The sequence below is a fragment of the Sporosarcina luteola genome (assembly GCF_007991495.1).
GTDB classification, from domain to species: Bacteria; Bacillota; Bacilli; order Bacillales_A; family Planococcaceae; genus Sporosarcina; species Sporosarcina luteola.
In genome coordinates, this window is record NZ_BJYL01000027.1 from 23,447 (window position 1) to 38,831 (window position 15,385).

At 44.8% G+C, this 15,385-nt stretch carries 15 protein-coding genes; 12 read left to right on the plus strand and 3 right to left on the minus strand.

The window, feature by feature from the left end:
- Nucleotides 1-9: 9 nt before the first annotated feature.
- Entirely contained in the window at nt 10-630 is a 621-nt protein-coding gene (locus tag SLU01_RS10565) for an NUDIX hydrolase (RefSeq protein WP_147058085.1), read from the plus strand.
- Nucleotides 631-677: 47 nt separating this feature from the next.
- Here SLU01_RS10565 and SLU01_RS10570 read toward each other — a convergent pair whose 3' ends face one another.
- Nucleotides 678-1,955, minus strand: coding sequence for a DUF5068 domain-containing protein (locus SLU01_RS10570; protein ID WP_147058087.1), 1,278 nt, complete (start codon nt 1,953-1,955; stop codon nt 678-680).
- A gap of 204 nt (nt 1,956-2,159) precedes the next feature.
- Here SLU01_RS10570 and SLU01_RS10575 point away from each other — a divergent pair, with 204 nt between their 5' ends.
- The 10 genes from SLU01_RS10575 to SLU01_RS10620 all read left to right on the plus strand — a co-directional run bounded on the left by SLU01_RS10575 (nt 2,160) and on the right by SLU01_RS10620 (nt 10,972).
- Nucleotides 2,160-2,537, plus strand: coding sequence for an SET domain-containing protein (locus SLU01_RS10575; RefSeq protein WP_147058089.1), 378 nt, complete (start codon nt 2,160-2,162; stop codon nt 2,535-2,537).
- A 143-nt stretch (nt 2,538-2,680) separates the two neighbouring features.
- Nucleotides 2,681-2,983 carry a hypothetical protein gene (locus tag SLU01_RS10580; protein ID WP_147058091.1) on the plus strand — a complete coding sequence of 101 codons (303 nt, stop codon included), beginning with the start codon at nt 2,681-2,683 and terminating at the stop codon, nt 2,981-2,983.
- Nucleotides 2,984-3,038: 55 nt separating this feature from the next.
- Nucleotides 3,039-4,247, plus strand: coding sequence for an RtcB family protein (locus tag SLU01_RS10585; protein WP_147058093.1), 1,209 nt, complete (start codon nt 3,039-3,041; stop codon nt 4,245-4,247).
- Nucleotides 4,248-4,406: 159 nt separating this feature from the next.
- Entirely contained in the window at nt 4,407-4,889 is a 483-nt protein-coding gene (locus tag SLU01_RS10590; RefSeq protein WP_174842642.1) for a DUF2975 domain-containing protein, read from the plus strand.
- A gap of 9 nt (nt 4,890-4,898) precedes the next feature.
- Nucleotides 4,899-5,114 (plus strand): helix-turn-helix domain-containing protein, encoded by a 216-nt coding sequence (locus SLU01_RS10595; protein WP_147058097.1) that lies wholly within the window; start codon nt 4,899-4,901, stop codon nt 5,112-5,114.
- A gap of 97 nt (nt 5,115-5,211) precedes the next feature.
- A complete protein-coding gene (locus SLU01_RS10600; protein WP_147058189.1) occupies nt 5,212-5,991 on the plus strand; it encodes a DUF817 domain-containing protein in 780 nt (259 codons plus the stop codon).
- Between the two features lie 47 nt (nt 5,992-6,038).
- Nucleotides 6,039-7,052 (plus strand): S66 family peptidase, encoded by a 1,014-nt coding sequence (locus SLU01_RS10605; RefSeq protein WP_147058099.1) that lies wholly within the window; start codon nt 6,039-6,041, stop codon nt 7,050-7,052.
- Nucleotides 7,053-8,095: 1,043 nt separating this feature from the next.
- On the plus strand, nt 8,096-9,229 hold the full coding sequence (locus SLU01_RS10610) for a DUF418 domain-containing protein (RefSeq protein WP_147058101.1): 1,134 nt from the start codon (nt 8,096-8,098) through the stop codon (nt 9,227-9,229).
- A gap of 16 nt (nt 9,230-9,245) precedes the next feature.
- Nucleotides 9,246-10,370 (plus strand): sensor histidine kinase, encoded by a 1,125-nt coding sequence (locus SLU01_RS10615; protein WP_147058103.1) that lies wholly within the window; start codon nt 9,246-9,248, stop codon nt 10,368-10,370.
- Nucleotides 10,367-10,972, plus strand: coding sequence for a response regulator transcription factor (locus SLU01_RS10620; protein WP_147058105.1), 606 nt, complete (start codon nt 10,367-10,369; stop codon nt 10,970-10,972). Before SLU01_RS10615 ends, SLU01_RS10620 begins: the two co-directional genes overlap by 4 nt.
- A 162-nt stretch (nt 10,973-11,134) precedes the next feature.
- Here SLU01_RS10620 and SLU01_RS10625 read toward each other — a convergent pair whose 3' ends face one another.
- Nucleotides 11,135-12,781, minus strand: coding sequence for an alkaline phosphatase (locus SLU01_RS10625; RefSeq protein WP_147058107.1), 1,647 nt, complete (start codon nt 12,779-12,781; stop codon nt 11,135-11,137).
- Between the two features lie 221 nt (nt 12,782-13,002).
- Between SLU01_RS10625 and SLU01_RS10630 the strand changes: the two genes are divergently transcribed.
- Nucleotides 13,003-15,066 (plus strand): catalase, encoded by a 2,064-nt coding sequence (locus SLU01_RS10630; RefSeq protein WP_147058109.1) that lies wholly within the window; start codon nt 13,003-13,005, stop codon nt 15,064-15,066.
- Nucleotides 15,067-15,130: 64 nt separating this feature from the next.
- Here SLU01_RS10630 and SLU01_RS10635 read toward each other — a convergent pair whose 3' ends face one another.
- A complete protein-coding gene (locus SLU01_RS10635; RefSeq protein ID WP_147058110.1) occupies nt 15,131-15,352 on the minus strand; it encodes a hypothetical protein in 222 nt (73 codons plus the stop codon).
- Nucleotides 15,353-15,385 lie beyond the last annotated feature (33 nt).

The window sequence follows — 15,385 nt, forward strand, 5'->3', positions numbered from 1 at the left end:
GGTGAAATTATGAATGAGGAAAAATGGAAGGAACAGTTGCTTATTAATGATAAGTTATTCATCGGTGAGACGACGGCTTTCCGTTCGTCCATTTTGATCCCACTCGTCCAAGTGGAAGGGGAATGGTCTGTGTTGTTCGAAGTCCGAGCGTCTACAATGAGAAGGCAGCCCGGTGATATTTGTTTTCCTGGCGGCCGGATCGATCCCACAGACGAATCTCCTCTTTTCGCAGCATTGCGGGAAACGCATGAAGAGCTTGGGGTGAACCCTGAAACTGTCGAAGTGCTAGGGCCATTAAGTCCGTACATTGCTTCTCCGTCATTTGTCGTCTATCCGTTCGCAGGAATTATAGATTATAAGGAAATCATTCGTTCCTACAATAAAAACGAGGTCGAAGAAGTATTTACCGTGCCGCTTCAATGGCTGCTTGAGCACGAGCCGTATATGCATGAAGTTCAAGTGGATTTATCGCCTTGTTCGAACTTTCCATACGAGAAAATCAGGAATGGTGAGAACTACCAATGGAGAGCGCGTTCTGTGGAAGAATGGTTTTTCGAGTATAACTCTTACACGATTTGGGGAATGACCGCAAGGATCTTGAAGCATTTTATTGATGTTATACGTGAATAGAAAAAAGCGACATCCAGTCGGTTTAGCCTGCTGGATGTCGCTTTTCATTATTTCATCGGTAAGTCGAACGTCACCGATTTTTCTTTGAATAATTTTTTCGCGTTGCTGTCCTTTAATGGCCCGAATTGAAGCTTCAATTCTTTATAAAGACCAAATTCGTCTTTACGGAAAAGGTAGACGGCTAAAATTTCCTCTGATTCCCCAGGCTGCAAGTCGCCATATTGCGTCGGTTCCAACATTCCTTGAGATGACATAGTGCCGCGGTTTTGGTCCAAGATTAATCGTTTTTCGATCAATAATTTCGTAATCGCTTCCTTACTGTCGTTCTTCACTTGGAATTTTGCTGTCAATGCAACGAGCGGTCCTTCACCGAAATTGACGAATCGGCCTTCATTCGCAGTTGTCGGCGTAATATCAGCATATTGAACGCCTTCAAGTGTAATGGTCACTTCATCAATTTTCTGTGTTTCATTTATATCTTCTTTTGAGAAAAATAGTTCTTTATCTGCAATCGTGTCTGTCACCATTTTATCTGCATAAAGTGCAGCGCTTTTCGATGCTTTTTCAGCGCCTTTTTCATTGAATGGAACTTTGAAAATGGCTTCTTTCCCGATCCGTTTATTAAAATCGTCTTCCAGTGTAGGAATGTCGAATGTATATGTCGGGGCACTCAACCGTTCATACTGTGCTTTCGTCATTGTGTAAGATTGCAACCCAGTATATTTACCAGGAGCGTATTGGCGTCCGGCGTTGTCTTTATCGCCTTTCAGCCAATCTTCCCTATCAACGAGGCCGATTTTCATATATAAGTTTTCCGTGCCGTCATCGGAAAGCATCATTGTGCTGGCGTTGTAAAATACATCTTCATCTAATTTGTTTTCAAATCCGAGTTTGAACGTAATGACATATCCTTCTTCTTCATCATCGAAATTATATTTGGCCGATTCGTTCATATTTGAGACGTGGACAATTTGGTATTCTTCGATCGAAATCGTTACTTTATCCGAATAAGCATGTGTCAGGCCAGGGTTTGGATTCGTGTAGACGACCTCGACGTCGCCGCCCGTTTCTTCTTCTATTGTTGGATTAATGTTTTCGCCGGATTCACTCTGTGTCTTTTCAGCAGTGCCAGCTTCTTCTTCGTCTTCTATTTCTTCGGTTTTTTCTACCTCAATATTCTCATCTTCATTATTTTGCTCTTCTGCTTCATTTTCAGGTTGTTCTGCAGCAGCGACTTCTTCTTCCTTTTCCTTCTCTTGTCCACAAGCACCAAGGACGAGAACTGCCGCCAATATGCTGCCGCTCATCATTCGCCTCATATTCATATACTTTCGCTCCTTTGTAAATAGCTTTACCAAATTATTGTAGCAGTTTATTAATTAGCAAAAAGAACTGTTCTGAAAACAGTTCATAAGTGCATTATTTGGTGGAAAATTATGAGAGAAGTCCTGTGCGCAAAAAAGAACCTCAATGAGTAGATTCATGTTATAGTTAGAAAGTATATTTTACAAGTGAGTGGGTGAGTCAACATGATAGAAGTAAAAACATCTTCAGTGAGTGATGGGGAATTTAACAGGGGCGTGTTTGCCACATGTGATATTAAAAAAGGGACGATGTTACACGAGGCGCCCGTTATTGCCTATCCGAACGAACAACATGAACTTATTGAGCAAACCCTATTGGCTGATTATGCATTTGAATACGGGATCAATCATACCGCGATCTTACTTGGATATGGGATGCTTTTCAATCATTCCTATGAGCCGAATGCAACGTATGAAATCAGTTTTGAAAAACATACATTTGATTTTTATGCTTATACGGATATAAAAGCCGGAGAAGAAATTCTAATCAATTATAATGGTGACGAGAACGACAAAGAACTGCTCTGGTTTGATCAGGACTAAAAAAGAATATTCCGCATGAAAGAGGTTGGGCACTTAGTTGCTCAGCCTTTTTTTATGCTTTAATCCAAATGTCGTTCTGGTGAATCTATTTTCCTTTCCATTCGTATTAAGAATAAGACATCCTTATAAAAGGAGTGAATCTCGTGTTATTTAAGAAAAACAGAAATCCCTACAGCAACAATCAGTATGAAATAGACAATTTCAGCGATGAAAAATACCCAGTCATTCTTCATTTTACGCCGACTGCAATCTATGTGTATGAAGACAAAATGGATTCGCATATTATCCAAGATGGTTGCATTAAATTATGGGATGAACATGAAACGGTTTTGACAGGAACGTTAATTGTCACGTATGTATCTTCCATTCAAGAGGCCCTTGAAAAATATAAAGTGAATGAACTGGGTCTTCTCGTTATTCCTGTGGAGTTCACGTACGAAGACTAATACAAGGGGATTCGCGCTATGAATACGATAGGAAAAGGAAAGGACGGATTAGGGAATGAAGAAAAAGATTTTTGGTGTGCATGATGATAATACGCTTCGGCAATTCAAAAATTGCTTGCGGACCGGGCAAGTGGCGGGCGGCGTGTTATGTGCTGATGGACATTATGGATATAGCCAGCCGGTCGGGGGTGTTGTCGTATATGATGGACAAATTTCGCCATCGGGTGTCGGGTATGACATTGCTTGCGGGAATAAAGCAGTTCGAACCAATTTAAAGTGGACGGAGATCGAAAAGGATCTTCCTCGTCTTATGGATGAAATTGCGTCTTCCATTTCATTCGGCGTTGGTAGAAAGAATAAAAAGAAGGTGGATCATGAATTATTCGATGATCCGGACTGGGATGTCTATAAGGAAATCGGCAAACAGGAACATGATCGACTGAAGAAATTAGCGAAGGATCAGTTAGGTACAGTCGGATCCGGAAATCATTTCGTCGATCTGTTAGTCGATAAGGAAACTGGAGACGTCTGGGCAGCGAATCACTTCGGCAGCAGAGGATTCGGCCATAAAACAGCGAGCGGATTTTTGAATTTGGCGATTGGACGTGAATTTTCCGATCCAACGCCTGGTGAAAGTATGGAGCAGGCACCGACATTGATTGATTTAGATAGTGAATTAGGCGATCTTTACTATCGGGCGATGACGTTGAGTGGAAAATATGCTTATGCCGGCAGAAATTATGTGATAGACGAAGTGCTTTCCATTTTAGGCGCAACATCTGAATTTGAAGTGCATAATCATCATAATTACGCTTGGAAAGAGAACCATTTCGGTAAGGATTATATCGTCGTTAGAAAAGGTGCGACACCGTCCGCTCCAGGGCAAATGGGCTTTATTGGCGGAAGTATGGGGGACATTTCGGTCATCGTCCGCGGCAAAGAGAATGAAGCAAACGCGAATGCCTTCTTTAGCACAGTTCATGGAGCTGGGCGAATCATGAGCCGGACGGAGGCGGCGGGAAGGATGAACTGGAAAACCCGTACGCGGTCTGGCGGAAAAATTAAGCAGGAGCGTATGGATCAAGCCATCAAAAAGTACGGCGTCGAATTACGTGGCGGAGGGACTGATGAAAGCCCATTCGTCTATCGCAAACTGCGAGATGTGCTGGATGCGCATGAAGAGACGATTGATGTTCTGCATGAGTTGAAGCCGGTCGGCGTCTGCATGGCGGGTGCAAATGAATATGATCCGTATAAGGACTGAGAACAATTCCAAAGTAAATATGAAAAGCCAATCATACTATGTTTGATTGGTTTTTTTATATTCAATATCAATAACAATACATCCTAAAACAACATATATTTATTGTAATTCGATAAATAACGTGGTAAAGTCATATTAAATTAATTTAGTGAGGTGTATGTGATGAAGCGTGAAACACTCTTTTTAAAACTTGCTCTTGTTCTCATGGGAATTCCGATTCTTGCTATATGCATATTTGTCGTGCCGGGAATAGCGGAATTCGCGGCTGAACTCTATCCGACGATGCCCTACTTAAAATACCTTGTACTGATCGATATATATGCTGCGGCAATCCCTTTTTACTTTGCCCTTTACCAAGCTTTCAATCTGTTAAGTTATATCGATAAGGGTGATGCCTTTTCGGAGTTATCCGTGAAAGCTTTAAAGAATATCAAAAACTGTGCCCTTATTATCTGTGGCATTTACGTAATCGGCATGCCGCTCTTTTATCTCATGGCAGAGATGGATGATGCACCGGGCATTATTCTAATTGGCTTGGTTATTATCTTTGCTTCATTTGTCATAGCAGTTTTTGCCGCTGTTCTTCAAAAACTCCTGACACATGCCATTGAAATTAAATCAGAAAATGAATTTACGGTCTGAGGTGAAAATATGGCGATTATTATTAATATTGACGTAATGCTAGCAAAAAGGAAAATGAGTGTAACAGAGCTGTCGGAGAAAGTCGGGATTACGATGGCTAATCTATCTATATTAAAAAATGGCAAGGCCAAGGCGATTCGATTATCGACGCTTGAGGGGATTTGCAAGGCACTTGATTGCCAACCTGGAGATATTTTGGAGTATCAACGGGATGAAGAAATATGAATGTGATCCGAAATAGAGAAGGGCGGGTGGGTGACTTATGAGCTTATCAAGAAACGATATGCAGAATCTGCAATTGTCTCGTAAAAGCCCCTTTATGATGAAAACGACAAGGGCATTCCAGCAACTTGTTCGCTTCGGTTGGGAGCAGGCGCTGTCCTGTCTGTTTCCTGTCGTTATTTTTGCCTCATTGGCGATCACACAAGTACTCCCGCTTCCATTCCTGCCGCGCTATGACTGGCTGCTTATCATCTTTTTGATGATGCAGTGGTGGATGGTGCGTTCCGGACTGGAAACAAGGGATGAGCTGAAGGTGATCACGTTATTTCATTTAATTGGACTAGCACTCGAGCTTTTCAAAGTGCATATGGGCTCCTGGGCGTATCCGGAGGAAGGGTATTCCAAAGTGTTTGGGGTGCCTTTGTACAGCGGATTCATGTATGCAAGTGTTGCGAGTTATCTTTGTCAGGCTTGGCGCAGGCTCGATGTTGAACTCATTAAATGGCCGCCGTTTTGGGTAGTCGTCCCACTTGCAGCTGCGATTTATTTGAACTTTTTCATTCACCATTTTTGGATTGACGTACGTTGGTGGCTATCTGGACTTGTGCTTATTGTCTTTTGGCGTTCATGGGTTACTTATATGGTTGGTGGCAAACGGTATCGGATGCCAATCTCCCTTTCTTTTGTGCTTATCGGCTTTTTCATCTGGGTGGCGGAAAATATCGCAACTTTCTTCGGAGCTTGGAAATATCCGAACCAAACCGATGCATGGAGTCTTGTCCATTTAGGGAAGGTGAGTTCATGGCTTTTATTAGTCATCGTCAGCTTCCTCATCGTCGCCACGTTAAAGCGTGTAAAAGGAAAGATACAGACGCGATGAAATAAATGGTAGGATAGATGAAATGAAGGAATGGGAGGAAGATGAGAATGATCCGTTATCCATATTTACAAGATGGAGCGACAGTCGGCATAACCGCTCCGTCTTCTGGCGTAGATCCTGACTTGCACGAACTATTGCGGCAATCAATCAAACGCCTCGCGTCACAAGGATTCCAGTCGATTACTGGAGAAACCGCGTGGATGCAGGAGAAAGCAAAGTCCGCCCCAGCAAAAATCCGCGCAAAAGAATTAAATGATATGTTTCAGAATGAAGCGATCGACGCCATTATCCCTCCTTGGGGTGGTGAGCTGTTAATTGAAATCCTTGAGCATCTGGAGTTTGACCAAGTACAGTCGAAATGGGTGCTCGGCTATTCGGATACGAGCGTGTTGCTGTTGGCACTCACATTGAAGACGGGAATTGCGACGGCGCATGGCGTGAATCTTATCGACTTAAGAGGAGAGCAGGTCGACGAAACGACGGCGAAGTGGCGTTCTGCGCTCGCTACAAAACCGGGCGAATCGTTCACACAGTACTCTTCACCCGCTTACCAAAGAAATTGGCAACATGACAACCCGACACCATGGATCTTTCATCTGACGGAACCGACTGTTTGGAAAACAATTGAAAGTGAATCTGTCCAGATGAAAGGAAGGTTGCTCGGCGGCTGCATCGATGTCATCCGTCATCTCATCGGCACACCATACGGCGACGTGGCGACATTCCAGCAACAATTTATCGGAAACGACCCGATTATCTGGTATTTAGAGAACTGTGAAATGTCCACGACCGATTTACGTAGATCACTCATCCAGATGAAGCTTGCCGGCTGGTTCGCAAACTGCTCCGGTATCCTGTTCGGCAGAAGCCCAGCGAATCAATCCGTTGACGGGTATGAAGTTGAAGACGTGTACCGAGAATTGGCGCAGGAGCTTGGCGTTCCAATCGTGTATGACATTGACTGCGGCCACGTCCCGCCACAGCTGACGCTGATCAACGGAGCACGCGCAGAAGTGAACGTGAAAGATGGAAAAGGTGTTGTAGTTCAGCAGTTTTGTTAGTTTATGTATAGAATACTAATTGACCCCTTGGGATGATGTCTTGACTAGGTGGCTATTATTGCTCGGAATCGTTGATCAGTGAAAACAAAAAATATATGACGTAATCTTTAGGGCTTGCTGAAGGCATACAGGTAGAAAAGGAAAGCACAGCCCGCCGCTTACTTATCAGGGGGGTATCCGTGAGTGAAGTGGTCGAGATAGCAGAATTGGAAGAAGAGCTTGTTTTGGAGATTCAACAAAAGTTATCGTAGATTAAATGGACGGAGCTGTCCAGAAAGTCGAAAACTGACTTTCTGAGACAGCTTTTTTAATATTAAAGGATCGCACGTGTGTCCATAGCAAGTGGTTTATTCTAAAACCCGCTTATTCTTACACGGTAGCGTCCGTTTCTCTACGCCAACCATACTTTACTGGTTGAACGAGCGCGCGAAAATTATTGGAGCCCGGTACATTAAAAGCCGTTTAATTGCCAGTAGTAGCCGAAATTCCTCACGCGCGGTCCATTAAGAGCTGTTTAATTGCCCGCCGGAGCCGAAATTCCTTCCGCGCGGTACATTAAGAACCGTTTAATTGCCCGCGAGAGCCAAAATTCCTCAAGCGCGGTCCATTAAGAGCTGTTTAATTGCCCGCGGAAGCCGAAATTCCACTCGCGCGGTCCATTAAGAGCTGTTTAATTGCCCGCCGGAGCCGAAATTCCTCAAGCGCGGTCCATTAAGAGCCGTTTAATTGCCCGTGGGAGCCGAAATTCCTCAAGCGCGGTCCATTAAGGGCTGTTTAATTGCCCGCGGGAGCCGAAATTCCTCAAGCGCGGTCCATTAAGAGCTGTTTAATTACCTGCGGGAGCCAAAATTCCACTCGTGCGGTACATTAAGAGCTATTTAATTCCCGGTCATGCTTATTTATCCATGGGGCGATAACATGGATTACCGGACGGCACCATTCTTATGACACGTGTCATCATGATCTCCTTACTCCTGTGAATATTCGCAGGGCTCCCTGCCAGCTACAATTGAGACATATCAAGCTGAAGGTAGGGGAAGGGCATGGAGGCACATCATGGACGTATTCAATTATTGGATATTTTACGAGGGATAGCGGTATTAGGAACGTTGGGCACGAATATTTGGATTTTCGCTCATTTAGGGGACTTGGGCTATATTACGACGGGGGATCATTCAGGCTGGTGGGAAACGAATGACTTCATTCGCATGGTCGTTTTATTTTTTGTGAATGGTAAGCTGCTAGGTTTGCTGACAATCATGTTCGGTGTCGGGGTCGAATTAAAATATAGGCAAGCGATTAGAAAAGGGCAGGCATGGCCAGGTGTGTATATTTGGACGTCCGTCTTTCTGATTGCCGAAGGGTTCCTGCATTTTACGCTTGTCATGGAGTACGATATTTTAATGAGTTACGGGGTGACCGCCATTATCGTCGCTTTCATTATTAAAGGCGGCGACCGACGGATTAAGAGAGCAATGCGGGGATTCGGAGGCTTCCACGCCTTTGTCATTCTGTCCCTTCTGCTACTAGGTCTATCCGGCGCGAATATATCGCTTGGAAGTTTTCAGGAAGTAGTCGCTCTGTATAAAGACGGAACATGGTTCGAGCAAATTCAATATCGCTTGTCCGATTTCCTTTTACTTCGAACAGAAGCCATTTTCATTATCCCGATGAATATTTTTCTTTTTCTCTTAGGTGTCCGTATGATGCGTGCGGAAGTTTTTTCACCTACTGACAAGGGGAAGGCACAACGGAGCAAGCTTTTGAAAATCGGCATTTTCATTGGAATTCCTTTAAATTTATTAACTTTTATTCCTGGAGGTGCCTTTGACTTACCGACCCGTTATTTGTTCGCCCCGTTAGTTTCACTCGGCTATGTAGCAATTATTGCAGAAATGATAGAATGGAAGAAATGGAATTTCTTTTGGCGACTTTTTGAAAAGGCCGGAAAGATGTCGTTAAGCTGCTATGTTCTGCAAAATATAATCGCTTCTTTCCTTTTCTATGGGTGGGGATTCGGGTTAGGCGGCAAATTAAGTTCCTTCCAAATCATATCAATTTGGTTAAGTATCTCATTGATTCAACTTCTATTCGCTTCGGTCTGGTTGCGCCATTTTGCATTCGGTCCAATGGAAACGGTTCGCAGACGGGTGATCGGAATGCTTTCAGCAAGATGAAACGGGGGCAAAGAAGATGGGATTAAGGATTTATCCAAAAGAACAAATGAAGCACTACTTGATCATAGACGCCATATCCATCGTTTTCCTTATTTTTATTGTCCTGGAAGCGGAAAGTGTTCTAGCGCTGCCCGTCCGCCTACTATTATTAGCCATATTTCTATTCTCGTACTATATTGCCTTATGGCATAAGGACGTACGTCTGTTGCTAGCAGTGTTGGGGGGTATTTCAATTCTCACTGTTTTCGGCATCCTTATTAATCCGCCTCTCCTTCTATTCGGGTTTATTTTTGCAGATTTATTGGGAAGGGCGGCAAGTCACTGGCACCGGGGAATTGGGATCGCAGCGATAGGGGGGATGTTCCTTACTGTTTTTTTTATCTATTCAAATGCCGAGTTCAGCTGGGAACACAATTTCCTTCTTCCCGTTATGATTCTTCAAATGGTATATCCGCTGTTGGTCTACATCCGAGGGAAGAACCTCCATTTGAAAGATGAGTTACTCGTAGCCAATCATCAGCTTGAGCAGCAGTATATCGAGGAACAAGAAAGGCATCGCATCGCAAGAGACCTTCATGACACATTAGGCCAAACATTGACGATGATCAAACTGAAAAGTGAACTAAGCGCAAAATGGATTGACCATGATAAGGAACAGGCCAAAAAGGAATTATTGGATATCCTCTCATCGTCGAGAATTGCATTGAAGCAAGTGCGGGAGCTTGTGTCTGAAATGAAGTTCATTCCGTTGGATAAGGAAATTGAACAAGTTAAAACGATACTGACACAAGCCGGAATGGAAGCGACCGTCGAAGTAGTGGAACAGCCGCCGTTGCTTTCCAGTGTAGAAGAAACGATGCTCAGCCTTTCATTGCGCGAAGCGGCTACGAACGTTATTAAACATAGCGAAGCGACAAATTGTCTAATTAGGTTAACGATGGAAAACGACGCATATGTGATTCGAATCGTTGACGACGGTATCGGTTTGAGGCAAGCTTCTATCGGAAACGGCATGCAGTCGATGCAAGAGCGGATGCAAGCATTGCTTGGTACGGCTGCTGTTGCAGATGGGGAGGGGGGAGGGGCTGTTGTCACGCTCCGACTGCCTTTACGCCACCATGAAAGGAGTGCCATGAAATGATTCGTATACTGATTGCGGAAGATCAGCAGATGGTGCGCGGCGCCTTCACATCGTTATTGCAATTTGAGCAAGATATCGAAGTGATTGCAGCCGTATCCGATGGGAAAACCGCATTTGAAACCATCGAACAAACGACTCCGGATGTCTGTATTTTAGATATTGAAATGCCGAATTTAAGTGGGTTGGAAGTAGCTCAAAAAATTCGGGATGCTCAATTGCCTTGCAAAATCATTATCGTCACGACATTTGCCCGTCCAGGCTATTTGCAAAAAGCGATGGATGCCCAAGTGGAAGGCTATCTATTGAAAGATGAACCGATCGACTTCCTCATCCAAGCCATTCGCAGGGTGATGAAGGGGGAGCGGATTATTAGTACTGATCTTTCCGCAGTTCTATTCATGCAGGAGAAAAATCCGCTGAGCGAAAGAGAGGCGGAAGTGCTGCGTCTTACAAATGACGGCCTGACGACGGAGGAAATTAGTAATACACTGTTCCTGACGAAAGGGACGGTACGGAATTACGTCTCCTCCGCCATTCAGAAGGTAGAAGCGGAATCACGGACTGCAGCTGTGCAGATTGCGATTGAAAAAGGATGGATTTAGGTTCCTGCGCAATACACGGATATTGATGAGGAAAAAGCTGTCCGGAAAGTCGAAAAACATGACTTTTTGGACAGCTTTTTTGTAATTAAGATATCCCGCGTTCTAAGCGGGCAACCCCTCTATCTGAATAAATACACCCGTTGACATGTTACCGTTCTCCTGTTATTCTCCTAAGTTTACTGCTGATTCGGGTACATAGAAGTCTTTTTCGTTATAAACGGTAACACCGTCAAGTGTCTTCGTGAGAGTATTATTATTTTGCGTTATATGGGCAATGTTTTTATTGATTGGGAGTTCGATTTTTATATTTTGCTTTTCCGCAACGAAGACAGGGTTATGCTCATCTGTTACATCAATGCGTGTCTGATAGCCCTTTTTCTCGAATGCCTCTCTTGCATTGACGAACAACTTCTCCGTTACTTCATTCAAATCAAATCCGAGGTGGGCTGCCATGGTTTTTGCGATATCAGTATTATCTACTAATCCATACGGCTTTGATGGCCCATAGGCGTACAAGAAGACATCTTCCCCGGTGTGTCCGCCTGTCGAGAAGCCAATGTTTGCACGTTCCGAAAGCATTTTAGACAGATCTGCTTGTAGTGATTTTGATGCTTGTAATGTTTCGATTTCTGTTTCGGTCAGGTTATCCAGCCCGTATAATTCCGCAACTTCTTTCATATTGGAACGGTCGTCGTTTAATTGCTTCAATGCGCCTTCAACCGTCATCGTTGCTTTCTTTAAAGGGTCAATATACGTGGACACCGGAATTTCAGGGTAGTTGGAGTTAGTGTTAAGATTCCCCATTGTTATTCCGCTGTTCCCATGGTCGCTCACTGCGATGACCATCGTATTTCCATCTTTTTTCGCAAATTCCAATGCTTCATGTACCGCATCGTCGAAAGCTAATACATCACTAATAATTCCAATCGGATCATTTGCATGGGCAGCCCAATCAACTTTACTTCCTTCAACGAATAAGAAAAACCCATCTTCATCTTCGGAGAGCGTATCGATTGCTTTTTTCGTCATCTCGGCAAGTGATGGTTCATGATTCTCATTTCGGTCAAAGTCATAGGCTAGTGCTGAAGGAGCAAAGGATCCCCAAATTTTATTTGAATTTGTTTGTAAAAGTTCATCACGTGTTTCGACAAAGTCATATCCTTGTGCATCAAGCACCCCTGTCAAATCTTCACCGTCGACCCGAGAATTTTTCGCTTCTCCTGGCAATAAAGACTCTTTTCCTCCCCCAAGGACAACATCGATACCTTGATACACTTGCTGCTCAGCGATGTCCTGGTAGTTGCTACGGTGTGCTGCGTGGGCAGAGAAGCCGGCAGGTGTCGCATGCTGAATTTCGGAAGTGGAGATAATGCCCGTCGACTTACCTAACAGTTTAGCTCCTTCCAGTACGTTGGCAACAGGTTTGAATGCATCCTCTGGATCGACCGCTTCAACCCCAGGTGTATTTACAAGTTCGGGAAGAAGTCCGACAATCTTGTCATTGCTCTTGTGCCCCGTCGCCAATGCGGTTGCAGCTGGCGCGGAATCGGTAATTGCTGACTCGGCGGAATGTGTCCGCACGCCGCCAATCATGATTTCATCCATTGCAAGGTTCTCGCCCTTATACCATCTTGCCAGTGAAGTAGCACCTGCACTCGTTCCATCCATCACCATCATAATGACATTCGTAGGCTCGTTCTCCTTGTTTTTTGCCGCTGTCATATTATTGTAGCCGAAACCGAGTGCAGAAAAAGCTACGACAGCAGCCATGGAGATGCCCGCTGCTTTCCTTCCCAAACGATGCTTCATGTTGAAATCCCCCTCAATGAAAGTAGTAAACTCACCATTAATCATAGTGGTGGATTATTAATTTGATATGAATCTGAGGTAAAGAGTTTGTTAACGATATTTAGGGGAAGTTGTTTATGATTTTCCAACAATCACCCCTAGTTTACGAACACGATTCATAGGGAAGAGGTTATCGACTGTTGAAATGTCTATGAAACTTTTATGAAAAGGGTGATTGCGAATTGGATCAGAAAAAAGAGCAGCAGGTTGGCAATGAAAACCGGAAAGATGAACAACTGGAGTCGTTCCGTAAACAGAATACTGGACCGGACAAGGCGATGGAAGACGTAAACGGAACGAAAGTTGCGAATAACCAAAAGACATTGCGGGCTGGCAAGCGTGGACCGTTGTTAATGCAAGACTTCCATTTCTATAAAAAGCAGTCGCATTTTAGCAGGGAACGCATTCCGGAGAAGGTTGTCCATGCCCGGGGATTCGGCGCATACGGCGATTTTGAGCTGTACGAATCGATGAAAGATTATACGGTTGCAGGATTCCTTCAGGAGCCAGGAACGAAAACACCTGTGTTTGTCAGATTCTCGAATTTCATCGGGAACAGAGGATCTAAGGATACGGCCGTTGATATTCGGGGCTTCGCCGTGAAGTTTTACACAGAGGAAGGGAATTACGATTCATTGTCTTTGCAGTTTCCTGTTTTCATTCTCGCTGATGCAATGAAATTCGCGGATGTTACGCATGCGGCAAAACCGAATCCGAGGACTCATATTCCTCAGGCGACTGTGGCGCATGATAATTTCTGGGATTACGTCGTGAGCAATCCGGAGTCGGCGCATATGGTCATGTGGGTCATGTCCATGCGCGGGCGACCGAGAAGCTGGCGGATGATGGAAGGCTATCCGATCAACACATTCCGATTCGTCAATGAATCCGGGAAATCGACATTCTTCCGTCTCGTCTGGAAGCCGAAGCTCGGCGTCCACTCGCTTCTTTTGGACGAAGCGAACCTCATCGGCGGCGTAGATCCCGATTTCCATCGCCGGGACATTATCGAAGCGATCGAGAATGGAGCTTATCCTGAATACGAGTTGGGTGTGCAGCTCATCAATGAGGAAGACGAATTAAAATACGACTTCGATATCCTCGATGACACGAAACTTTGGCCGGAGGAGGAGATACCGGCGAAGATCATCGGGAAGCTGACGCTGAATCGCCTCATGGACAACTTCTTTGCGGAAGAGGAGCAATCGGCGTTTAATCCGGCAAATCTCGTGCCGGGCATCGAGTTTTCAAATGATCCCGTGTTGCAAGGCCGTTCATTCGCATACCGCGATACAGAGCTGTACAGGCAGCACTCCGCAAACTACGAAGAGTTGCCCGTGAACCGTCCGCTGAAACAGGCGACGAATAATCAGCGGGACAGCTATATGAAATACCCGATCGATACGGATCCGGTTCATTTCCATAACAATTCACAGGCAGGGAACACGCCTGCGGAAGTTTCTCCTGAAGAAGGCGGGTACGAAAACTATCCGAAAAGTGTCGAAGGGCATGTCACGCGGGAGCATCCGAGTGATTCATTCTCTGATTATTACACACAGGCGCGGGCGTTTTGGAACAGCCTTTCCATGCCTGAAAAGCAGGATCTTGTCGAATCGTTCAGCTACCATGTCGGCAGTGTGAAAAGCAAGGAGCTGCGACAGAAAGCCGTAGAAATGTTTGCGAACGTCGACAGCGGGTTTGCGGGCATGCTCGCGGAAAACATCGGCGTGAAGCCGCCGCAAAACACGAACGTCGAAAATGATAAAAGCTATCCTTCCCTCAGCCAGTTGAATTCTCCGCACTCTGCGATGACTCAGAAAGTCGCAGTGCTGATCGGCAATGAGTTCGACGGGAAGGAGGTGCGGGATACGCTCGATGTCTTCGAGCAAAGCGGGGTCGTATTCGAATTGATCGGGGAGAAGCTGGGCCCTGTCATCTGCTCGAAAGGGAATGAATTTGAAATCGACAAGGCATTCCTGACGGTCCATCCCGTCCTGTATGATGCCATTTACGTCGTCGGAGGCAGTGCCGGAAACCAGATGCTTTTCGACCAGCACATCTCCGATTTTGTCAGGATGCAATATATGCATATGAAACCGATCGGCGTCGCGGCCAGCGGTGTGCAGTATTTATTGAATACTGAGGACAATAATATGGATGGTGTCGTCGTGGCTGAAGAAAACGGGGATTTCGCAAATCAATTCATCAACGCCATCGCCCAAAAACGTTTCTGGGATCGCACGTAAAGCTTTACGCTAGTGAAAGACAGAAAGCCAATGGGACTGGAGCCCATTGGCTTTTTCGCATGGATTATCTTCTTTTCTTTCTTAAATCACTTTCAGCACTTTTTCTTTTATCTACGATTATTTCGAACTCCACATAGACAAAATATCGGTTCTCATCCATTCGCATCACACTGACTACTTTTCCATTACGGCCTTTGATTCTTACATTCTCATCGACAGCAGGTATGTTTCGTAATGCCTGATTGAGTATATACATATTGTTTTCATAGAAATGAATGGAATACATAGCTTGTCCCCTTTTTGAGTATTTTGAACGTCG